Below are 24,797 nucleotides of genomic sequence, written 5' to 3'. Positions count from 1 at the left end.
TGAGTCCATAGTTCACAGTCCGGAGAAGGAGCACCACGTGACCGCGGCGATCCAGCCCGAGGTGCCTGAGGCACGGGAAGCCGAGTCGGAACAGCAGACACGCCCGGCCGGTGGCAGGCCGACCTTCGCCCCAGGCGCTCAGGTGCGCGTCCGCGACGAGCAGTGGCTCGTGAAGTCCGTCGCGGAGACTTGTGATGGGCTCATGGCCGAGGTCAGCGGGGTGTCGCCGTTCGTCCGCGGCACGGACGCGGTCTTCTACTCCGGGCTTGATCAGATCGAGGTGCTCGATCCACGTAAGACCCGGCTCGTACCCGATGAAACATCCAAGCATGCCAAGGCCCGTCTCTACCTGGAAGCGGTCATCCGCAAGACAGCGCTGCCGCAGACCGATCACGGCCTCGCGCTCACAGATTCCTTCCTCATGGACCGGCAGGAACACCAGTTGCGCCCAGCCGAGTTGGCGCTGTCCATGCGTAACCCGCAGCCGCGATTGCTGATCGCCGATGTGGTCGGTCTGGGTAAGACGTTGGAGATCGGCATTATCCTCGCCGAGCTGATCCGACGCGGGCGCGGGGAACGAATCCTCGTGGTCACGCCCGCCCACGTACTGGAGCAATTTCAGCGTGAACTGTGGACGCGTTTCTCCTTGCCGCTGGTGCGCCTGGACTCGTCCGGCATCCAGCGCATCCAGCAGGAGATCCCCGCGGGGCGGAATCCGTTCGCCCACTTCAAGCGCGTCATCGTGTCCGTCGACACGCTCAAGTCGGCAACGTACGCCCACCACTTGGAGAACATCACCTGGGACGCCGTGGTCATCGACGAGTCCCACAACCTGGTGAACAAGGGCACCCGCAACAACCGCCTTGCTCGCCGTCTCGCCGACAGCACCGACGCGCTGCTTCTGGCCTCTGCCACTCCACACAACGGCGACGCCGAATCCTTCGCCGAGCTGATCCGGATGCTCGATCCTGCGGCCATCGCCGACTCGAAGAACTACAAAGTTGCCGACCTCGATCACCTCTACATCCGGCGCACCAAGACCGACCGTGAGGTGCGCGACGGTCTCAAGGGCAAGCCATGGGCCGAACGCGGCCCTTCCCTACCGGTCGAAGCGCCAGCGACACCGAAGGAAATCGCCGTACTGGAGAAACTCGCGAACGAGTGGGTTCCGGGTGAACCGGGGCGTTCGTCGGTCTGCGCCGACCCTCTGGTCGCCTACAGCTTCCTCAAGGCGTTTCTCTCCTCCCACGTCGCCCTGCACAAGTCCTTGGCGAGTCGCCGCAGTTACCTGGAGAACCCGCAAAGCCGTAAGGCGAAGAAGAGCTCCAAGTCCTCACCTGACGATCCCGAGCGGCGCGCTGCTCTGGCCGCCGAAGGACCTGCACTCGCCGAACTCGAAGCGATGCTCGAGGACTTCACCGATCAGGACTCCGCCAAACTCGATGCACTCGTGCGCACCCTGAAGGACCTCGAGGTCGGACCGCGCTCTGAGCGTCGCGTCGTGATCTTCTCGGAGCGGGTGGCTACCCTGAACTGGTTGGCCCAAGTGGTCCCGGCCCGGCTCGGCTTCAAAACGAAGCCCGCCAAGACCGACGAGACGCGCCCGTGGGACGTGTACGCCGGTGCCGTCGAGGTCATGCACGGTGACACCACCAACGACCAGCAGCAGCAGGAGATCGTCGACCGCTTCGGCCGACGGGATGAGCCGGTACGGCTGCTGTTCACCGGAGACATGGCCTCCGAGGGGGTCAACCTGCACCACCAGTGCCACGACCTCATCCACTACGACCTGCCCTGGTCGCTCATCCGGATCGAGCAACGCAACGGCCGCGTCGACCGCTACGGTCAGGCGGTGAGCCCCGAGTTCCGAGCGGTAACCCTCACCGCCGATGTGCCCTGGCGGCGCGACGAGGAAAGCGGCGAGATGCTCACTCTCGACGACCGGCTCGTCGGCACCCGCCTGCTGCGTCGCGAGGCCCAGGCACACGAGATCGAGTCAGGCGAGGGCAGCGCGGACGCCATCACTGGTCTCTACAGCGACAAGAAGGAAGAGGATCGCCTTACCCGCGACCTCATCAAGGGCAGCACCGTCGAACGCTCCATCAAGCAGTCCCAGCAGGAAGCCGGCGGTGTCCTCGCCGGACTTCTCGCCAGTGCCAACGCCCGGCTCGCCGATCCGACGGCTGCCCCCGTCACCCTCGGCGCGTCCCCGGTGCCCGAGGCCGACGTACCACTTGTGTTCGCAGACACCAAGGCCTACTTCCACGCGGCGATGGACCTCATCTATCCGCAGGCCGACCGCGACGCCCTCAACTGGCGGAGTGAAACCAGTAACGGCCGCATCGAGTTCACGCCGCCGGACGACCTGCAGTACCGCTTCCGGCAATTGCCGACGTCGTACCTGGCGCAGGAGAAGATCCTTACGACGCCCAAGTACGACGGCACGCTACGCATCACCTTCGACAAGCAGTATGCCGCCGAACGGCTTGAGGCAGCCCGCAACGCCAGGCAGGGCAAGACTGATCAGCTCACTTCGCAGTGGCCCAACGTTTCCTACGTCTCCGACATTCACCCTGTGCTCGACTGGGTGACGGACAAGGTCCTCGCCAAGCTCCAGCACGACGAAGCGTTCGTCCTCGCCTACCAGCCCGATGGCGCCAAGGCCGCTCGTATCGACCCGGATCTGCCCGCAGCGCTCGCAGGACCGGTCTACCTCCTCCAGGGCGTCTACTCCAACGCGGAGGGCAAACCGACGGTCGTGGAATGGATGGCCGTCACTGGTCTCGCCGACGCTGACGCCCGCGTGTGGCGCATGAACTCGGCCTTCCTCGCCGCCTGTGGAGTAGGGCCCGACATGCCCGGCCGCAGCCAGCCCCTCGCCCCTGATGTTCTCCAGGGGCTCGTCCCCATGGCCGTCAACGCGGCCGAGAACCATCTGCGTGAGCGCCGCGTCGACTACGACAAGGAAGTCGACGTGTATCTGACCCCGTACGAGGACAAGGTGCAGGTCTGGGAGCAGGTCGCCCTCAGCACCGTCGGCAACCAACAGCGCCGCCGCCAGCAGGTACACGACACCGCCGACGACTGCCGCAAACTCGTCCGCCGCCTGCGCACAGCGGGCGACCCCATGTTGCGGATTCTCGCCGTCCTCGAGCCGCTCCGCCCCGCCACACACGCCCACCGCGCACGCTGAGGAGTCCGCAACATGAGCTACACCTTCGACTCCTTCGCCAACCGGGGCGAATATCTCTCTGCCCACTACTTCAGCGAGGAGCTGGAGAACACCCTCAAGAAGAACAAGACGGGCGAAGAGGGCCTGTTCACTCTGTGGACCAACCGCGAGACCGACCCGCACGACCCGCAGCTCACCGCGCGCGAACGTGTCCCCCAGCTCCGTGGCGAGTACACAACTAACGTCCGGCCCTTCCTCGCCTCACGCGCACAGCAGAAGGAGCTTGGCAGCACGTACGACGACCCGACCGGCGAGTGGGCTGAGCGCCTCACCGCTTGGCATGCCGCAGTTCTCTCCGCCCTCGGCTACGGCAAAGCGTCCACGTCACTTGCAGTGCACAACGCCGGCAAGGAGTACGAACTTCAGGTCGCCTGGCACGGCGACGGCGTCGTCGCCCTCCATTGCGGCTGGACCGACACCCTCGACAAGGCACTCGACCCCGAAAAGGCCGGACGCGTCCTGCACCCCCTGAAGACCGCCGAGGGCCTCCTCGAATCCGCCGAAAAGCTGGCCCGCTGGCTCTTCCAGAGCGAACTGCACGAGCCCGACGGCGACGCGCCCCGCTTCATCTTGCTGCTCTGCGGCGGCGTGATCGTTCTCGCAGACCGCAACGCCTGGGCCGAAGGCCGATACCTCGCTGCCAGCGTGGACGCGGCACTCGCCCGCAACGACACGACGAAGACCGGCGAACTCGCCCTGCTCGCAGCCCTCTTCTCCCACGACATGCTCGCGCCCCGCCCGGACGGCAAGGGCCGACGCATCGACGACCTGATCAAGAACTCCCGCGACAACGCCGTCGGCGTCAACTCCGAACTACGCAAGGGACTTCAGCGATCCGTCGAGATCATCGCCAACGAGGTTCTCGCGCGTCTGCGCTGCGCGGAGGTGGAGCCGCGCGAGATCGAGGACCCCAAGAAAGGCTCGTTCGCCCAGCAGCTCACCCGCGAATCCCTGCGCTACCTTTACAGAATCCTCTTCCTCCTCTATGCGGAGGCCCGCCCCGAGCTCGGCATCCTGCCCGCGGACGACTCAACGTACGAGGCCGGCTACTCGGTCGCCCGGCTACGCGAGTTGGTGGCACGGGAGCGGAAGCTGGTCGATGAAGACAGCCGCAACGGCTTCCACCTCTACGCCTCCCTCGATGTCCTCTTCAACAAGGTCAACTTCGGCCACCGCCCGCACGGCACCGAACCGGAGGACCTCAAACCCGCGGACGAGCGCAGTGAGAAGCGTGGCCTGAGATTCGAGCCCCTGCGCAGCGAACTGTTCGATCCGAAAGCCATCACCCTCATCGGCAGCCGCGTCCCCGACCCCCGCTACGACGAGGTCGGTGAGGAGCCTCCCAAGTGGCTGGACCTGCGCCTGCGCAACGAAGCCCTGCATGAGGTGCTGCGCCTGCTCACCATGAAGGAAGCTGGCCAGAAGGGGCGGCAAGGCGGTTTCATCTCCTACCGCAACCTCGGCATCAACCAGCTCGGCGCCGTCTACGAGGGCCTGATGTCCTACACCGGCATCCTCGCCGACAAGGAGTTCGCCGAGGTCGCCAAGCCGGGCGAAAAGCGGGGCGGCAAGCAGTACGGCGATCCGGAGAAGGGCTCGTGGCTGGTTCCCGCAGACCGGCTGGGCGACTACCCGGAGAACACCTGGGTCGTCTACTCCTCCCAGGAGGCCGAACAACACGGCCTGCGCGGCCCCAAGAAGTACGCCCCGGGTAGTTTCGTCTACCGCCTGGCCGGACGCGACCGGGAAACATCCGCCTCGTACTACACCCCCGAATCCCTCACCAAGGTCACGGTCGAGCTCGCGCTCAAGCACCGTCTCGACCAGGCGCGAGACGCCGATGGCAACCCGATCCGCACCCGCGCGAGCGAGCTGCTGCGCTACACGATCTGCGAGCCCGCCCTCGGCTCCGGAGCGTTCCTCAACGAGGCCATTAACCAGGTCGCCGATGAGTACCTCAAGCGGCGTCAGGAGGAACTCGGCGTCAACCTCGACACGTCGAAGGCCCTGGAGGCCAAGCAGAAGGTCAAGGCGTACATCGCCCTCCACAATGCCTACGGCATCGACCTCAACTCCACCGGCGTTGAACTCGCCGAGGTCTCACTCTGGCTTAACACCATGCACCCCGGCATGCGCGCACCATGGTTCGGCTTGCATCTGCGCCGCGGCAACTCGCTCATCGGAGCCCGGCGTTGGGTGTACGAAGCGGACCGCCTCAAGAGCGAGCGGACCATCGGCGCCCAGACACCGAGCAAGCTGCCGTTCCGGGCACCTGAGGGCGGGACGAAGCAGCCGCTGCCAGAGGGGGCCGTACACCAGTTCCTCCTGCCCACTCCCGGCTGGGGTGCGGTTGCCAGCGCGAGTGGCGACGCCCAGAAGCTCGTTGAGCAGCTCGCTGGGTCACAGGCGGAGCAGCTGAGGAAATGGAAGGGAAGTGTCCAGCGGAAACCGAAGGCGACGGGCGGCAAGGGAAGTCAGCTTGCCCGGTTCCAAGCTGCCGCCCGCCGCGTCGAGTTCCTGTGGGAGCTCGTCGCCAAGCGCATGGAACTCAGCGAGCGCGAGATCGCCCGCACCATCGACGTCTGGGGTACCGACCGGGAGGACGACGCCGCAGAGTACGCCTTTCTCCGCCGCGACAAGGAGAACGCCGACCAGACGCTCCCCATGACCAAGGAACAGGTCTTCAAGGACCTCTTCGAGGCAGAAGGCTCCCCCTACTGGCGGCTCAAGCAGGTTATGGACGCATGGTGCGCGCTGTGGTTCTGGCCGCTGACCAAGGTGGGGCTGCTGGACGGTACGGACGCGGAGTACCAGACGGCCCCGGTCGTGTCGGCGGCGACGGGTACTGACTTGGACGGGCTGCTGTCATCCGTGGCCGGTCAGGCCGTGGCGGCCAAGCCGCCTGCACGCATGCCTTCGCCCGCGCCTCAAGTCGCCGAGAACGTGCCGCTGTTTGCCATGGAAGGCGATCAGATGGCCTTCGGTGACGACGAGGACGAGAACGTGTCGGAAGAGCAGAAGGTAGAGCAGAAGAAGGTCAAGAAGGCTCGTTCCACCTCCACTTCAAGGAAGAAGGCAGTCGGCCGCCCGGGACGCCGCCGCGACATCATCCCGCTCACCTCCCTCGACGACTGGCTTTCTTTCTTGGAGTCCATGCTCGGCACGGGACCGGTACCGGAGAACACCCTCGGCACGACCGTCAACTCCCTGGAGAAGCTGAAGAAGCTCGAAGGCCTCATCCAGGCCGAGATGGGCATGGACGACGCCCGCAAGGCAGTCGAGACCCGCTACCCATGGATGCGAGTCGTCCGCGACATCGCTGAGGAACAGGGCTTCCGGCACTGGGAGTTGGACTTCGCGGGCATCTTTGCCGGCGAGGCTGGAGGCTTCGACCTTCAAGTTGGCAATCCTCCGTGGGTGCGGCCGGAGTGGAAGGAGGATCCGGTCATCGCGGAGTACGAGCCCTGGTTCATGCTCACGGAGAAGCCCAAGGCGAAGGAGAAGCACGAGCGGCGAGAGGCAGAACTTGCCCGCGAGAAGGTGCAACAGTACCTGCTCGGCGAGGTGACGAACACAGCAACGATGGCAAGCTACCTGTCGGCTGTGCCTGTCTACCCGTTGATCTCGAAGAGTCAGCCGGATCTGTACCGGGCGTTCATGTGCGAGGTCTGGGACCACTCTGGGCGCAACGGGACGGCCGGGATGGTGCACCCCGACACCCATTTTGCGGGGGACAAGGAGGCGGCATTGCGGTCGGCCGCATATCAACGCCTACGGATACACGGTGACTTCGTCAACGCGGGCAACCGCTTCTTCCCGCCGCCAGTGGGGCGATCCAGCCACTTCGGCGTGCACATCTACGGCGGAGTCGGCGATATCTGCTTCGACTCCCTGTCGTGGCTCTTCACCGTCGACTCGCTTCGGCTGTCTGCCTCCGCGGAGAACACTGACGCTGATCCCGGCGTCAGGTATGAAGGCGGTTGGGACGAACGTCCGCACCCGAAGCGTGTCGTTCGTGTCACTCCCGACACGCTCAAGCGGTGGCGGCGACTGGCGGGTGGTGAAGGGCCGTTGCAGCACACCCGCCTGCTCACCCCGGTAAGCACGGCGGAAGACCCGGCGATCGACGCGCTGGGTACCTATCCCCTGCGTCTCGGTGCGTTGCACCCGGCCATCACGTCCGGTTACCACGAAAGCGCCTCCAAGAAGGCGCGGTTCGGCGGCGGCAAGGACCAGCAGCTCATCGACTACAACACCGGAGTCGAAGGTCAAGACGACTACCACGCGGCATCGTGGAGCGACGTCATCCTCAAGGGTCTGCAGATCGGTGTGGCTAACCCCTTGTTCAAACAGCCCAGCCAGGGCAGCGGCGAGACGCGCGGTCTCGACCCAAAGGCTCTCGCGGACGACGCAGTGCCCGAGTCGGAGTACCGGTGCGTGGCTCCGCACGAGGTGTTCCTCGGCGAGCAGGCCATGTGGCCCGACTGGAAGGGGTACGAAGCACTTCTAGCGTCAGAAGTCGAGTGCTTGCAGGCTCGGCAGCGGCTCGCTGAGAAGAGCGCGGTACAGCCGGAGGAAGTCAAGCACGAGCAGATCGAGGAGGTGCTGCTTGGCAAGGCCAGCTATCCATTTAGCGCGAGCTATCGGGTCGCGTGGCGAAAGATGATCGCCCCCGACACCGAACGAGCGCTCTACGCGGCTATGTTGCCCGCAGGCCCTGCGCACGTAGACAGCGTGCGCTCAGCGGCTTTGACGAGTGCGCGTGACACCGCATTGCTGAGCGGTTTTTTTGCAGCACTCCCGATCGACTACATGCTGCGAACTGTTGGAATCGCCAACTTCGACGTTGCCCAGGTCTCCAGGTTCCCCGCCCCCCAGTCCAATCACCCTCTAGATTCCGCCCTCCTTCTCCGAACTCTCCGCCTCAATGCACTGACTTCTGCTTACGCCGACCTCTGGGCGGAGCTCTTCGATCCCAAGTGGCGAGGCTACGAGCCCTGGGCGATCGACTGGCCCAACCTGAAGACGAAGCTGCACAACGTGACCCCCACCTGGCAGCGTGACACCCCCCTCCGTACCGAGTACGCCCGTCGCGCCGCGCTCGTCGAGATCGACGCGCTCGTTGCCGTATGGCTCGGTATCGACGCTGACACGCTCATCGCCATGTACCGGGCCCGTTTTCCGATCATGCAGGACTTCGACCGGGTGACCTGGTTCGACGCCAACGAGCGGAAGATCGCGGGGGACCGGTACACGTACGGCTTCGACCAAACCAAGGAGCACTGGACTCAGTTCGAAGCCCACAGAAGGGACCCCGAGAACTTTCCGGCTCCAGACGGCTACACCGCCCCCTTCTACAAGGCGGACCGCGAGCGCGAGATGCGCGACGCCCACGCCGTCTTCCAGAAGCGCCTCGACGAGGCTGTGGCCAATGGGCTGTGGGATCCGGAGAAGATGGAGGTGCCGGGCAAGTGAGGCCGACGCTCGAAGCCCAGGGGCTCAAGGAGAGCCTGCTCCAGTACCTGTCCACGACCTACGGTCTCGCGGACGAGGGGGTCCGCAAGGCCTTGCATGCCTTCCTCGGGAACGAGACGACCGGCATGTTCCGAGGCCCTTTCCTGCGTCTGCGTATGCCGTTCACGAGCGCTGAGGACGGCTGGCAGCAACATCTGGACTGGCGACGTACCGACGACTGGTCGCCGTACGCGCACCAGGCACGCGCCTTCGCACGCCTCACAACGAAGGACGGCCACGAACCTCAGCCGACCCTGGTCACCACGGGCACGGGCTCCGGCAAGACGGAGTCGTTCCTCTACCCGATCCTCGATCACTGCGCCCGCGAACGTGCCGCCGGAAACAACGGCGTCAAGGCAGTCTTCCTCTACCCGATGAACGCCTTGGCCACCGACCAGGCGGCCCGCATCAACGACCTGCTCACTGACTACGACGACGCGCTGAATGGCGTGCGCGCCGGACTGTACATCGGGGACAAGGCGGCCACGCACTATGACAGGGTCTACACCCGCCGCCAGGACATGCAGCTGTCTCCGCCGGACATCCTGATCACCAACTACAAGATGCTGGACCTGCTTTTACAGCGCGCTGCTGACGCGCCGCTGTGGGATGGCAGCGACATTCGCTACGTGGTCGTCGACGAGTTCCACAGTTACGACGGCGCGCAGGGCACGGACGTGGCGATGCTGCTGCGCCGCCTTGCCGCCGCCGTCGGCGCTGCCCAGCCCGGTAAGCCGCTTGGCACGATCACTCCTGTCGCCACCTCCGCAACCCTCGCCTCGGGCACGGACGATGACGGGGTGCGCCAGCTCCTGTCCGTGGCGACCAATGTCTTCGGCGCCGAGTTCACCGAGGACGCGATCGTCGGCGAAGACCGGTTGACGGTCGATGAGTTCATCCCGGACGCGAAGTTCCTGCCCGGTCAGGTCCCGGCACCCGAGGCGCTCACCGTCCTGCCGGACCCCGCTGCCGGCAAGCAGGCTCTCGCGGACCTCGCCGAGGTCGTCACAGGAAGCCGGTCCACCGATCCGGTCGCGCTGGGCTCCGCGCTCAAGCGCAACCGGCTCACGTGTGCGGTCCTGAAGGCTTTCGACGGCACGGTGCGCACCTATGACGAGGTCCTTGACGTGATGCGCCGTAGCGGCGCCAAGAGCTGGGACGAGGCGATCACTACCCGGCCCGAGCTCTCTGCGCTGGCGCTGGCCCGCTTCGTCGCTCTGCTGTCCGTGGCCCGCGACCCCGATGCGCCAGCAGGGAAGAGCCGCCCTCTGGTCCAGGTCGAGGTGCACCAGTGGGCGAGGTCCGTCACCCGCATGCTGCGAGGCGTGCTGCCCTGGCCGAAGGCCGAGTTCGCATGGGACGCGGTCGGGGCCCAGAATCAGCTGCGTACGACGCCCGACACGACGACTTCGCGTGACACCAATTTGTTTCTACCGGCGGTGTACTGCCGTGAGTGCGGCCGCTCTGGCTGGTCGGTGCTCGCCCCAGAGTCGGACCTGGAAGAGCTTAGTTTCGAGGCCCACAAGATTCGCCGGGCCAGTGTCACAGCCGACAAGGTCAAGGTACGCACCCTGGTCGCGGCCACTGACAAGGAGGCTCGCGAAGGCAACGGCCGCACCCCGATGAACCCGGCGGCGCGGAGATCGCTGACCACCGGCGGCGCAGGGGTCCTCATGGTGCTTGACGGGTCGACCTGCCGCCTGCGCCTGCCCGACCCACAGAACGACTACGACAACGAATGCGACCCGCAGCCCGCAGACCCAGATTCGGCCTTCGTCCTCGTCCAGCTCGGCGACACCGCGGAACGGGCCGCCAAGGACGACTGGTGCCCGGCCTGCGGCACCCACAACGCGATCCGCTTCCTCGGTACGGGTTCTGCGGCGCTCGCAGCCGCCTCCGTCACTCAGCTGTTCACCGGCGGGGAGATGGACAAGAAGCAGCGTGAGACGAAGACGTTGATGTTCAACGACTCGGTACAGGACGCCGCGCACCGGGCCGGGTTCGTCGCCTCCCGCTCGTACACCTTCTCCTTGCGGGCCCTGTTCGCCAAGCACCTGAGCGAGCAACGACCCAGCGCACTCAACGACCTTGTCGCCGATGTCGTCGAAGCCACCACCGACCGTGAGACGCTCGCCGCCGTCGTCCCGCCGGACCTGCATGACGATGCGGGCGTGGCGCGGCTGCTGTCGGGCATGGGGCGTGGCGGGGACAAGAAGACCTGGGACCTGATCGGTGAACGGTTCGCCTTCGAGGCCGTGATGGAGTTCGGGCGCCGTTCACGCAACGGCCGCACGCTCGAACTGACCCGCACCACGGCAGCCTGGGTGGACATCCCTGACGAGCCGGCCGCTGTGGCGCTAGTACGTACCGCGCACGAGGAGTCCGTCCAACGAGGGCTGCCGCTCACCGAGCACGACGACGCCCGCTATCTCGCCTTCCTGCGCGGCACGTTGGATCGGTTGCGAACGCGTGGAGCGGTCGGACACCGGTGGCTGGAGAAGTATCTCGACGAGGCAGGTACCAGCCGCTACTTCATCTGGGGCGGCCGCCCACGCGGCATGAAGGCCTTCCCCAGAGGCGTATCCGCGCCGAGCTTTCTGCTCGCGCGGCCCAAGCCGCGCAGCGAGTTCGACTTCGCCGCCGGCCGCCTGTCCTGGTATCAGACCTGGGCCCAACGCTGCCTCGACATGACTCGCGAGCAGGCCGACGATTTCTGGGTACGGCTTCTGCCCCGCCTCGCCGATGCCGGACTGCTCGCGGCGCGCACTCCGCAGGACACTTCGGCACGCCTTTATGGTCTTCAACCAGGAGCCGTGCGACTGCAGTTGCTGACGGACCTACGGGTCAACGAGGCGTATGTGCGCTGTCCAAAATGCTTCTGGGAGCAGACCGTCCACCCATCGCTGCTGGCGCAATACCATGAACAGCCCTGCCCGGCGTATCGCTGTACGAACGGGCGACTGGTCGCAGGCGACCGCTGGCTGGACAGCGTGGACAGGCACGACCGGAACCGCGACTACCGCGACGACTACTACCGGAGCCTCTATCGGCGAGCCGGCACCTACCAGATCATCACCGCTGAACACACCGGACTGCTTTCCCGCGCCAAGCGTGAACGCGTCGAGGAGGCATTCCGCAAGGGCAAGGGCTTCAACGACCCCAACGTGCTCTCCTGCACGCCCACTCTGGAGATGGGCATCGACATCGGTGACCTGTCCGCTGTTGTCCTCGGCGCTCTACCGCGTCGTCCGGCCAACTACGCGCAGCAGGCTGGCAGGGCCGGACGCCGCACGGGCAACGCCTTCTTGCTGACAATCCCCGACCGTTCGCGTCGTGACCTCTACTTTCTCGACCGGCCACGCGACATGATCGACGGACGGATCGTGCCGCCGGGCTCGTACCTGTCGGCCGTCGAGATCCTGCGACGCCAGTACACCGCCCACCTCCTCGACATGGCAGCGCGCGGTCGGCTACTGCGCGAGGACGGCAAGCCGCTGGCCTCGCTGTCCCGCCGTGCGGACGAACTCTTCGGCCCCTCCGGCTATCTGGCCGACTTCATAGACGCCGCCCTCGCTCACGGCGAGGAGCTCGTCGCAGGCTTCCTCGCGCTCTTTCCAGCCGGAGTGAGCGAGACGGCCCAGCTGGAACTGGAGCAGTACGCGGTCCGGGGCATCCGCAGCAAGGTGGAGAGGGCCGAGCGCGAGTGGGAACGCGAGAACCAGAAGCTGCGCACCCGTGTCCGCACGATGCGGTCTGCGATCGATGAGCTCAAGGACGGGGACGAGGAACAGGCGGATATCAAGGCCGAGCTGGAGGCCGAACTGCGTGTCACCTCCAAGCAGGGCGCCGCGCGTCAGCGCCAGCCTGCCCAGACCGTGCTGTGTGATCTCGGTCTACTGCCCAATTACGCCCTCATCGACGCCACGACAACCCTCAACGCCACTGTCTTCTGGCCTGAAGGCACCACAGCGGAAGGTCGAGACCACTACGAGTCGAAGTCGTATACCTATCAGCGGCCACGCGGCTTCGCTCTGTCCGAACTCGCCCCTGGCAACACCTTTTACGCTGAGGGCTACAAGCACCGCATCACGGGCATCGACATCGTCACCGGCAAGGACCGGGACTGGCGCCACTGGCGCTTCTGTCCCTCTTGCGGCTATGTCCGCACTGAGAATGCCGAGGCCGACATCAGGCCCTGCCAGCGCTGTGGAGAAGAAAGCATCGCCGACTCCGGCAGCCTGTGGCAGATTGTCCAGCCCACTGCGGTCACCTCCCGCGACAAGCGCGAGGACGCCAGGATCGGTGACGAGAGCGACGACCGGGACCGCTGCTTCTACACGGTCATCGACATCGTCGACATCAGTCCCGATGACTTCGCAGTGGGGAAGTCATGGCGGCACAACAGCCAGATCTTCGGCGTCGACTACACCCGGCGTGCCGTCATCCGCCGTATCAACGCAGGACCGCTGAGCATCGGCGCTCAAGAGAACGACCAACTCGCGGGCCAGTCCGTCCGTATCGCCCCCTTCTACGTGTGCACCGCTTGCGGGGCCGCGAGCGCCGATGGGCGGCCGGTCTTCGACGACGACCGTGATTCCCTCGACAACTCCGCCAACCGTCAGCGCGCGCTCAAGCACCACACCCCCTGGTGCCCGCTGCGGCGTGGCAAGAAGGATGCCCCTCAGCCGCAACCCGTGCTGCTCGCCCACGAACTGGAGACCGAGGCCCTGCGGATCCTGCTGCCCGCCGCGACGGTCCTCGTCGAGGAGAAGGTCCACTCCTTCCAGGCCGCACTGCGCCTGGGCGTCGACGAGACCTTCGGGGGCGACCCTCAGCACCTCGACACGACGCTGGCCACCATGCCCGACCGCGATACCGCGGAGAAGCGCCAGTTCCTGGTCCTCTACGACCGCCTGCCGCACGGCACCGGCTACCTTGACCGACTCGCCGACCCGGCCGCGTTCCGACAGGTGCTTGAGGGCGGGCGTCGACTCCTCGTGGAATGCCCCTGCAACGAAGAGGGCGTGCAGGCCTGCCACCGTTGCCTGTACCGCTACACCGACGAACGGCATATCGAGAGCGTCTCCCGGCAGGCCGCACTAGAGATCCTTGACGAACTCCTCGGCACCGACTCTGACGCCTGGTCCACCAAGCCGGTCGGCAACACCGATCAGATCGGCCTCGATGGTCAGGTCGAATCCGATCTGGAAACCCGCTTTCTCAGGGCCTTGCGTGGCTGGGCCGGACAGCGAGGAGACGCCGACCTGGAAGAGAGCGGTGATAACAGCGGCTACCTGCGTCTCGACGAGGCCGGCACCGTTCATGGTTGGCGGCTGACCGCCCAGCGCAACGAGGGCTTCACACGTACGGACTTCACCTTCGAACGCACCGACGGCCCCAAGCAGAAGATCACCGTCTACCTCGATGGACACCGCTACCACGCCACCCGCCACCACAACCGCCTCGCCGGAGACGCCGACAAGCGCAACCGCCTCCGTGCCGACGGACGTATCGTCTTCCAGCTCACCTGGGATGACCTCGACACCTTCGAGAGAAGGACGGCGGGAGAGACCTTTGCAGGACGGGAAGCCCCCGAGCCGGTGTGGCCCCCGTACCCGCACACCGCCCAGGACATCGCCAAGCAGCTCTACGCAGAGAGCGGGGGCGACGACCTCGCGGCCACCGCCTTCACCGATCCGATGACCATGCTTCTCGCGTACCTGCGCAGTCCCGATGACGCGGCCTGGGGCAAGCGGGCATCGGCAGTTGTCGGTGGACTTCTCGGCACCGGCCAGGAGACCCTCGTCGGCAATGGCACCCCCGACCAGGTCCGCCAGACGCTTGACCGCCTCCTCGACGCCTGGAGCCGCACCGACGGCATCGATCCCGCACCCATCCAGGGTTCCGGCGCGCTCAACCTGTTCCAGGCCTGTGACCAGTCCGACCTCCCTGTCGCATTCCTCGTCGACAGCGCCACCAGCCACTGGTCTGCACTGGCCTGCCTCGACGACACCGACCCCGACCAACTCGGCACACCGGAACACAAGGCACGCTGGCGCGCCTGGCTCCAGTGGTCCAACGTCCTCCAGTTCCTCGCCCACGACGGGGGTGACGGCGTACAGCTGACCACGTCGGCCGCGGCCGACTTCGACCTGTCCGTCCTCAAGGCTCTCGGCGGCATCGGCGAGCTGGAATCCCTCGTCGTCCAGCACAGCAGGGACGCACCCGTACCTCGGCCACGAAGCGTCCAGGACGGGGCCGACACACTCGTCGAAGCGGCGCTGCGGGACCTGCTCTGGGACCGGGAGATCCTCGAAATTCTCGACGAGGACGAACCCGACGCTCCCCTCACCCGCCTCGCTCACACCCTCGCCGACCACGGCAAGAAGGCACCGGCCTATGGCTACGAGCTGGGCGAACGCGGCTGGCTCGCCGACTTCGCTTGGGACCTGGCCGATCCCGGCCTGCGGATCGCCGTCATGGCCGAGGCGTACGACCACGACGATGAGGAAGGCGACAAGACCTGGCGCGCCTACCGCGACGCAGGCTTCACCATCCGCTCCGCTGACGAATGGCTCACCGACCTCGACACGCTCCTCGCCGCGCTGCCCGACGCCGCCTCCCGCCCCGACGCCGAAGAACAGAGTGCCGCACGATGACCGCACGCCTCAGCCTTTACCAGAAGGCCGAAAACGAGCTCTACAAGATGGACTCGTCAGTCAAGACGAAGTTCTACGACTTCTGCCACCACTTCCGCGCCGACCCGGACCACCCCAGCCTCGACCTCAAGCCCCTCAAGGGCGACGGCCGGATCTTCCGCGCCAAGATCGACCGCTCGCACCGGGCGCTCCTGGCCCGCGCCGGAGTGGGTGCCGACGGTGTCCAGCAGTGGCTCATCGTCGCTGTCCGGCACCGCAAGGACGTATACGAAGAGCTCAGCGTCGCCATCAATCGGATCACCGGCGAGATCGAGTTCGTTGACCTCGGCGTCGTCGGACAGAGCGTCCTGCAGCGCGCAGGACTCCAGCTCACCCCCGCCCCCGAAGAGCAGGCCGCACCAGCGGAGCCCACTCCCGCCCCCGCCGTGACTCCACCCGCGCCCGCCGAACCCCTCCTCGCCGGCTGCACGTCCGAGGATCTGCGCCGGCTGGGCGTGGCCGACGCCCTTATCGATCTCGCCCTCACCGTCACCACTGATGACGAGCTGGACCAGCTCGTCGCCGGCGCGCCGCGTCTGACCGCCGAGGTCCTCACCGGCCTCGGCTCCGGAATGCCCATCGACGAGGTCGAACGCGAAATCACCCAACCCGCCTCCGCTGAACTCGAACCGGGCTTCGAGGACGACTTGGCAGCGGCTCTCACCCGTACCGCGGTCACCACCGTCGACGACGACATCCGCAACGTCCTTGCCGAGGGAGACTTCCGTGCCTGGAAGGTCTACCTGCATCCCACCCAACGCAAGATCGTCGAAGGGAACTTCAACGGCCCCGCCCGCGTCAGCGGCGGACCCGGCACCGGCAAGACCATCGTGGCGCTCCATCGCGTCGCCCGCCTCGCCTCTGAACTCCCCCCAGGCCACGGCAAGCCGATCCTGCTGACCACGTACACCAAGAACCTGACCTCCGATTTGCGTTCCCGGCTCACCTCACTCCTGGAACCGGCGCTGCTCAGCCGCATAGACATCAAACACATCGATCAGCTCGCGCAAAGCGTCCTCAACGAAAACTCTGCGCCCGGCTCGCGGCGCCGTCTGATGGATGAGGTGCAGGCCTTGGACGTCCTGCGCGAAGTCCTCTTCGAACACGACGAGCAGCGCTGGGACGCTGAGTTCCTGTTCGACGAATGGGAACAGATCATCCTTGGCCAGTCTCTCGCGACGCGCCAGGACTACTTCAAGGCCCGCCGCGCTGGCATGGGCCGCGGCCTCAGCCGCCCCGAGCGCGCCGTCATTTGGAAGCTGCTCGAGCAGTTCACTCTGCGCCTCAACAGTCTGGGACGCGAAACGTGGGCACAGGCGGCAGAACGTGCGGCCCGCTACGAGATGGACCGTGCCCGCAAGATCCAGAACCGGGCCGAGCACAAGGAGGACATCGGCGGCGGCGACCTGATCCATCTCGACGACAACAGCTCAGCCCAGCGCTATCTCCGCCACCGCTACCAGCACATCGTCGTCGACGAGGCGCAGGACCTCAGCCCCGCCCACTGGAAGATGCTGCGCGCCATGGTCGTGCCCGGCTCCGGGGACCTGTTCATCGCTGCCGATACCCACCAGCGGATCTACGACCGTCAGGTGACCCTCTCCACCGTGGGCATCAGTATTCGCGGCCGCTCCTCGAAACTGACCCTCAGCTACCGCACGACCCAGGAGATCCTCGACCAGGCTGCGAAGGTCGTCGGCTCGGCCACCTACGACGATCTCGACGACGGCACCGACACCCTCGACGGCTACCACTCTCTCCTGCGCGGCCCCGCCCCTGAACTTGTCGCCTGCACAGACTGGACCGATGAGATCATTCAGCTCGCCGACGTCCTGAAGCAGTGGCGAGCCGAGATCACGCAGCCCGCTGAGGACGGCACCGTGCGCGACCCTAGCGGCACGATGGCCGTATGCGTCGCCGACGGCGACATGGCCAGCCGGGTGGCCGCCGACCTGGAGAGCAAGCACGGCATCACCACAGCGACTCTCACCAAGGACGGCCCGCAGGGCGGCGGCGAGGTCCACATCGGCACTATGCACCGCTTCAAGGGCCTCGAATACCAGAAGCTCGCTGTCGTCGGCGCCAGTGAAGGCGTCCTCCCACGCACCGCCCTGATTGAGAGTTACGCGGCGAGCGACCCCAAGCGCTACGAACGCGAACTGAAGAAGAGCCGCAACCAGTTGTTCGTTGCGGCCACTCGTGCCCGGGATGCCCTGCGCATTTCCTGGCACGGTCGTCCGAGTCCGTTCCTGCCTGTGTAGGCCCAGGAAGGCTCCGTCACGGTTGAGGGTACCGCCACAGGTTCGTCTCGTGGCCGAGGAGAAGTGCCCCTCACCGGGGGATCTGGAGCAGGAGCAGGGATTCCACGGATGCCGACCGGAGTCGGCGGTGTCGCATTGCTGAGTGAGGGCGCCGTCGGTGATGGTGCCCAGCCGGCGTCGGGACCGGACGGGCTGGACGTCGTCACACAGCAGGCGGCACATCCCTGGCCGGGAAGTCTTTGGCTTAGGCCCGAGTGTCAGTGCGTTCTGCCACGATGACCATGGCACTACAGATGCTGGCGGTTCTCGTTGCAGGGGGAGGGATATGGACCAGGCCGAACTGAGCCGTGTGGAGCAGGAACTCCGAGAAGCGTTGCAGGGCACCGTCCTGGCGTGGGTGCTCGATGATGTGGACGCTGCAATCGCAGCAGGAGTACCGGAGGAGAAGATCCTTCGGCGCCGCCCTCAGCGCCGCGGGGATGACCTCCGCGACGCCACTCCAGCCCTTGCGGCGGCCCGCTACGAGGTCGTAGACCGGAGCGCGCTTGGCTTCGTCGAGTACGAGGCGTCACGCAAGCGAGGGACGCTGGTGATCGCTACTCGAGCCATGACGGATCACGAACGCGTCCAGCTCATCCTCGACTCCGTTCAGCGGGTGTTCGTCGAGCTGCCGCAGATCGAGCTGGAGACGCTGAAGATGCTTCAGACCGAACCTGAGGGAGATCTCGGCACCCGAGGTATGGCCGAGGGAGTCATGTTCGAACCGGACGAGAGTACCAGTGCCCGGCGGAGTCGAACGGAACTCTCGGCAGACAGGCTGTCAACGGAGCGACGTGACCGGGTAAGTGACCTGCTGGCCGAGGTGGAGAGGGAAGCACGCAGTTGAGCGCAGTCAATGATCTGGTCAGTGAGATCAAGAGCCTTCTGGCGGCCGGAACAGTCTCGTACGACTCAGCGTCGAAGACCTCGGACGTCTACGAGGGATTTGTCTTCGCGCTGATAGCGGCTACGGCGAGTCGGCATGGTGCGACTGTCACCTATGAGGACGTCTTCGGGGGAAAGGCAAGCAGCCTGGTGTTCCGGACCGGGCCCGGCCAACTGTACGGTGATAGCCAAGCATTTACCCATGCCGTCATCGAGTTCGACGGTGCTCCAGCCCTTGAAGTCCACCTCGGTGTCTTCGTGACGGGCGCTTCCGGTGTCTTGCACGAGTGCGACGTATTGGTGCTTCCTGCTGAAGAAGCTGCCCTTAGTCGTGCCCAAGGTATTGCGCCGCGCGGCAGTCAGTGCGTACTCATCGTGGAGTGTAAGTACTACGTAACTAATCTCGATATCGGGCTGGCTCGGAACTTCGAAGGGTTGCGTGCCGACATTCGCACGCAGAACGAGCTGTTCGTATCCAACACCGGGTCCTCCAGCATCGTTCGGTACCTCGATGCCCGGAAGCGAGGCTACGAGCGGGACGTGGTGCCCAATTCTCCTCAGGCGGGCTATCTCCAGGCTGAGATCAGGAAGACCTTCAAGAGCTACCTGAGCAAGCACGCACCCTCGACCGTGATCTGAGGAAACTGATCAGGCAGGGTGCTGCCCAGGATTCCGTGTGAGCAATGATTGAGCGAACGGTGCGGACGCCATCTGGAACGGTTGTCCCTCGATACCCACCTGTAGAACTCTGAGCAGTACAAACAGCATTGTTCCTCACCGTCCACGTCCCGTCAGGATCGTGCGGGCCCGTCGTGCGCGATGAGCAAGGTCGCGGCTTCGCGACGAGGCACGCGTCGAGGGGAAGGCGTCGAAGAGCGCGGGTAGGGCGATGCGGGCGTTGAGCGGGCACGGGCGGCGCCGAGGCAGTCGTGGATGCTGTGGTCGAAGGCCAGGCGCTGCTCGGCGGCCCGGTCCAGGTTGAAGTGTTCGGGGCCATCGCGGCGTACAGGTCACGGCCGGTGGCACCGGCCTGTTTGGGGTGGCGTTGGTGTCCTGGACGGCGTCGATGATGCGGAGCAACTCCGGCTGCTGATCGGCTGGGACCCCGAAGAGGTCGCAGGTGAGTCGGGTCGGCAGCTGGTAGGCGAACTCGGCGCGCAGGTCCGCCATTTCCCTGGCTGGTGCCGGTGGAGGGCGCTGATGAGGTCGGTGGCGATCGCTTCGACATGGGCCGCAGCGCGTCGAGTCGGGGCGTTGAGGGCGGGCCCGATGAGTGACGTCCTCTCGACGAAGTGTGATGTTGTGCTTACCGTAGGTTTTTAGGTGGATGCGGGGCGTGTTGACCCTTGGGGGCGGGAATGCAACGCAAGGACAGGTTCCGGCGCATCGTCAGTGAATTTGGTGCGACCTGTAAGCAAGCGTTGCAGCACGGGCAGCAGGAGGTTGCCATCCGTCGGGCGGTGGAAACTCTTCTCGCCGATGCGGCAGCAGCGTTTGGGCTACAGGCCGTCTTACATGCCGAAGTAGCCATCTCCGCCCACCGGATACGACCCGACCTGGCAGTACGGATCGGGAAGCTACCCCGCAACATCGTCGGCTATGTCGAGCTGAAAAGCCCAGACAAGAGTGTGATCCATCCCGGCGGCCTGAACCAGCGCGATCGCCGCCAATGGGAGGGCATGGCGAAGCTGCCGAACCTCATCTACACCAACGGTCAGACATGGATCATGTATCGCTCGGGCCGGCAGTACGGCGACACGATCCACCTCGAGGGTGATCTGCGGACGGCCGGCTCCCGCCTGCGGGTGCCAGTGGCCAGTGAAGCCGCCTTCGCAGCGATGCTGGACGCATTCTTCGGTTGGCAACCGCGTCCACTGACCTCGATGCGCGAGGTGGTTGCCAAGGTGGCTCCCTTGTGTACTCTCCTGCGGGATGCAGTCCACGACCGCCTAGACGGCGAAGATGGCCTGCCTCGCCACCAACGCCCCTTCACAGACCTGGCTTCCACGCTCGAGGTCGACCTTTTCCCGACTACGGACGACCGGGACAAGCGAGCGGCCTTCGCTGACCGCTACGCCCAGTCCGTTACGTTTGCTCTCCTACTCGCTGGCTCCAACAGTGCTGACAGCGATAACGCCTTGACCGGGATGAGCCTGCACGAGGTAGGGCGGCGTTTGGGGGCAGAGCACTCCGTCATGGGCCGTGCGTTGCAGATCCTCACTGACCAGGTGGAGGGAGAATTCCGCGACAGCCTCGACATGCTGGCCCGTGTCATCGACGCGATCGACTGGAAGAAGGCCTTGGCCGGGGAACCTGGCTTCCACATCCATCTCTACGAGCACTTTCTGCAGGAGTACGACGCCGAACTACGCAAGGACTCCGGCACCTACTACACCCCTGCTCCACTGATGACCGAGATGATTCGTCTTGTCGACGAGGTGCTGACTACCAGGCTGGACTGCCCTGACGGCTTTGCCGATCCGGGTGTTTCCATCATCGACCCGGCCATGGGCACAGGCACGTTCCTCACGGGCATCATCGACCTCGTTGCCCGCAAGCAAACCGAGGGTGGCAACGAAGGTTTCCGTTCCGAGTCTGTTCAAGAACTTGCTGGGCGACTAATCGGGTTCGAAAAGCAGATGGGCGCTTTTGCCGTCGCTCAGATGCGCGTCGGTCAAATGCTGCGCCAGCTCAATGCTCGCGTCCGGCTGCGCGACATGCGCCTGCACCTGGCCGACACCCTCGCCGACCCGTGGCGGCGCAACGAACTATTCGACCGGTACGGCGCCTTGTGGGGTCCCCTACGCGATGACGCCGAAGCGGCCAGCACCATCCAGCGCGACGAGCGCATCACCGTTGTCATAGGCAACCCTCCGCACCGCGAACAGGCAGAAGGCCAGGGCGGATGGATCGAGAAAGGCTCACGAGGCCGTGGCTCCCCGCCCCTAGATGCCTTCCGGCTGCGCGGTGCGGCAGGCGTCTACGAGAACAAACTGAAGAACCTATGCACCTATTTCTGGCGCTGGGCCACCCACAAAGTCTTCAACCAGCACGACGATCGCCGCCACGGCATTGTCTGCTTCGTCAGCACCGCCGGATTCATCCGCGGTTTCGGCTTCCAGGGCATGCGCTCCTACCTACGGCACACCTGCACCGAAGGATGGATCATCGACCTTACCCCCGAAACCAAGAGGGCTTCGCTCAACAGCCGTTTCTTCCCTGGGGTCCAGCAAGAGTTAGCCATTGCCATCTTCGTCCGCCGACAAGGCGAGCGCAGCGACAAGCTAGCTCCGGTCCACTACGCAGCCGTACACGGCACCCGCGAATACAAGGAACAGCAATTGCAAGACCTGCACATCGGTGGACCTGGTTGGCACACCTCCCGCCCTGCGGAGGCCGCCCCGTTCACGCCCGCTTCCCAGAGCGGCTGGGATGACTTTCCTGCACTCACCGACCTCATGCCCTGGTACAAACCCGGCATTACAACAAACCGGAACTGGGTAATCAGCCCGTCGAAAGCCACCCTGCGACGACGCTGGGACCGGCTCATCCAGGAACGCGAACCCGCCATCAAGCAGGCGCTGTTCAAGAAGACTGACAGCCGCGCCTTAGACAAAGAAGCTCCCCAGATCCCGGGCCACCCCCACCCTCGAATCCTGATCAGGAACGAACACGGCTCATGTCCTCAACCGGAGCGCATCGCCCGCCGAGCCCTAGACCGCCAGTGGCTCATACCGGACGGCCGCCTCATCGACCGCGCACGCCCCGACCTTTGGCGTGCGGCCGTTGACGATCAAATCTTCGTCACTGAGCAGCACACCCAACGCTTGCGGACTGGCCCTGCACTGCTGTTCACGGCTCTCATCCCCGATGTCCACTACTTCAATGGCAATGGAGGACGCGTCCTTCCTCTGCTTCATGCTGACCGGATTCCCAACGTCACGCCTGGCCTGCAAAACCATCTCGCGAACTCCTACGGCCTCCGGGACGTCCCACCCGCAGATCTCCTCGCCTACATTGCCGCCATCACAGCACATCCCGCGTTCACCGAGCGCTACGCCGAGGACCTCAACTCCCCTGGTGTGCGGGTCCCTTTGACTGCTGATCGCGACCTGTGGCACGAATCCGTCAGCTTGGGACGCCACATCTTGTGGGCCTCCACCTTCGGCGCCCGCTGCATCAACCCCGACGAGGGCCGCCCCCTAGGCACATCGAACTCCTGGCGACGACTACATCCCGAGATCAAGTACGCGCGAGAAGTCGAGCCGAGTGCGCTCCCCTCCACCATCCGCTACGACAGCGAAAACGAACACCTGATAATCGAGGGGGGCATCTTTACCGGTGTCACGCCCCGCATGCGCAACTACACCACCGGCGGGCGCAACGTCCTCGATAGCTGGCTTACCTACCGCAGCAACCGCACCGCCGGCAAAGTGACCAGCGAACTCGACAGTGAACGCCCCGAGCGCTGGGAGCACGACTGGAGCCGGGAACTCGTCGAAGTCCTTGCGGTGCTCAGCCAGCTCACCACGCTGGAACCGCAGCAGGCGGAGCTACTCAACCGCATTTTGGCCGCCCCGCTGATCGACGTCGCTGAACTCTCGCGACGACGTATCCTCCCTGTCCCTGAGCATGCAAAGCACGCTCATGCTGTAGAGCCCGGCTTTTTGCCCGGCATGGAGACGGTTGACGGCCAACCGCCTGCGCCCGTGGACCCCCTATCCCTCCCGGACGACAGCCCAAGTGCTGCCCAGCGCAGGGCGCACTCACATGTGCGACCCGCCCCTCACGCTCGACGGCGTCGTGGCTCCGCCTGATAGGCGTCACCTCACAGGTGATCTCCAGTCTGTGGGTAGTTGACCATGCAAGCGGTAGTTTCTTGATCGTGTCACGAGTGCGCGCCGACGGGCTGTCGGTGACGGAACAATTGAAGCTTCCGGCTCCAACTCGTCCCTACGCCCTAAGGGGCGCTAAAATCCGGGCAGGCGACCACGCTCGCCGTTACGCCGGACCTGGGTTCCTCCCGCAGCCACCCAGGGTTGAGGGCGCAATGCGCCGTCGGGCGCGCGTGATCCAAAGCTGCCGTTCCTCCTATTGGGGCGCAGTGGGCGGGAGCACTGAAGCGTGCCCACCGGGAGCCGGACATGACGCTCAACAGGGACATCGCCACACTCGCTCGCCGCATCCAGCGCGAGTCCGGGGATGTCATCCCCTTCCAGCAGGCACGGTTGGTTGCTGCGCGCGAGTTGGGCGGGCTGCCCGTCCACACCATGGATCCCGATGAGCGGATCCCGCTCCGCTTCCAGTACACCGGGGAGAGCGAACCCGCAGCTCGAGCAGCGATCAGCAACGACACGCATGGGCTGGGCCTGGACCATTGCTCGGACGACCAGCGTGCCTTCCGGGCTCTGCTGGCGCTCGCGCTTTTCAACGGCAATGTGTACACCGGTCCGACGGCGCGGTGGAACTTTGCCGTTGTCGCCTCGTACGACCCGGTGATGTCACCCCGCCGGGACCAGTTGGTGATGGTCGCGGAGCGTGCCCCCGAGAACGTGGCAACTCGGCTGCTGGACACTGCAGGGGAGGGTTCACGTGGCGTTCCAGGACTACGACACGAGGTCAGCTACATCTGCCATGGGGAGCCCTCCCTCTGTTTGCGCCACCTCCCCACCGGCGCACTGCTGACGATCACCGGTGATCCGTACGGATGCCGGCGCGGTACCAAGCGAAGCCGCGTGCCACTGCACTCCTATCTCACGGTGGAGCACAGCCTCACAGCGTCCGAGCGCCGCGCGCTTGCTGCGGTCCCATCGATGTCGGTGGACGCCACCACTCTGCTGTCTGGCCTCGTCTCCCGTTACAACCTCTTGGATCGGCGCGGTCGCTGGGCGACCAGTTTGTCCTGGGATCCCCTGGAGCGGCGCGAAACTGAACGCAGGAGGGAACCGGAGGTGATCCGGCACGGCGCGGTACGTCGGCTTTGGGGTGCCGGTGACTCGTGGGTGTTCCGGTGGACCGGCTATCCCGAACCCCGCGACCTTGCTCTGGCCCTGACTCACCGGGAGGTCGGAGTCAAAGGGGCGAAATTCATCCGCCACGGTGATGCCTACCGGGTAGTGCTGGGCACCGCCTCGCTCGACATGTGCGACGGGGAGGGCTGACGCATGC

General features: G+C 65.4%; 8 protein-coding genes. All 8 read left to right on the top strand.

The window, feature by feature from the left end; translation table 11 throughout:
* Window positions 1–37: 37 nt before the first annotated feature.
* The 8 genes from HCC61_RS23055 to HCC61_RS23020 all read left to right on the top strand — a co-directional run bounded on the left by HCC61_RS23055 (window position 38) and on the right by HCC61_RS23020 (window position 24,790).
* Window positions 38–3,193 (top strand): DEAD/DEAH box helicase, encoded by a 3,156-nt coding sequence (locus HCC61_RS23055; RefSeq protein WP_346777343.1) that lies wholly within the window; start codon window positions 38–40, stop codon window positions 3,191–3,193.
* 12 nt (window positions 3,194–3,205) lie between these two features.
* On the top strand, window positions 3,206–8,707 hold the full coding sequence (locus HCC61_RS23050; protein WP_169138375.1) for a hypothetical protein: 5,502 nt from the start codon (window positions 3,206–3,208) through the stop codon (window positions 8,705–8,707).
* Entirely contained in the window at window positions 8,704–15,405 is a 6,702-nt protein-coding gene (locus HCC61_RS23045; RefSeq protein ID WP_169138373.1) for a DEAD/DEAH box helicase, read from the top strand. The genes HCC61_RS23050 and HCC61_RS23045 overlap by 4 nt, the downstream gene beginning before the upstream one ends.
* Complete coding sequence (locus HCC61_RS23040) at window positions 15,402–17,705, top strand: UvrD-helicase domain-containing protein (protein ID WP_169138371.1); 2,304 nt, start codon at window positions 15,402–15,404, stop codon at window positions 17,703–17,705. The genes HCC61_RS23045 and HCC61_RS23040 overlap by 4 nt, the downstream gene beginning before the upstream one ends.
* A 325-nt stretch (window positions 17,706–18,030) precedes the next feature.
* Complete coding sequence (locus tag HCC61_RS23035) at window positions 18,031–18,591, top strand: hypothetical protein (protein WP_169138369.1); 561 nt, start codon at window positions 18,031–18,033, stop codon at window positions 18,589–18,591.
* The gene (locus tag HCC61_RS23030) at window positions 18,588–19,268 is read left to right on the top strand and encodes a hypothetical protein (RefSeq protein WP_169138367.1); all 681 of its coding nucleotides are present in this window, start codon (window positions 18,588–18,590) and stop codon (window positions 19,266–19,268) included. The genes HCC61_RS23035 and HCC61_RS23030 overlap by 4 nt, the downstream gene beginning before the upstream one ends.
* Window positions 19,269–19,987: 719 nt before the next feature.
* Window positions 19,988–23,446 (top strand): type ISP restriction/modification enzyme, encoded by a 3,459-nt coding sequence (locus tag HCC61_RS23025; RefSeq protein WP_169138365.1) that lies wholly within the window; start codon window positions 19,988–19,990, stop codon window positions 23,444–23,446.
* A gap of 327 nt (window positions 23,447–23,773) precedes the next feature.
* Window positions 23,774–24,790, top strand: a complete 1,017-nt coding sequence (locus HCC61_RS23020) for a hypothetical protein (RefSeq protein ID WP_169138363.1) — start codon at window positions 23,774–23,776, stop codon at window positions 24,788–24,790.
* Window positions 24,791–24,797: the final 7 nt, after the last annotated feature.

It is taken from the genome of Streptomyces sp. HNM0575 (assembly GCF_012726265.1).
GTDB lineage: Bacteria > Actinomycetota > Actinomycetes > Streptomycetales > Streptomycetaceae > Streptomyces.
The sequence above is the reverse complement of the archived record's forward strand: the minus strand, read 5'-3'. Positions and strand labels throughout refer to the sequence as shown.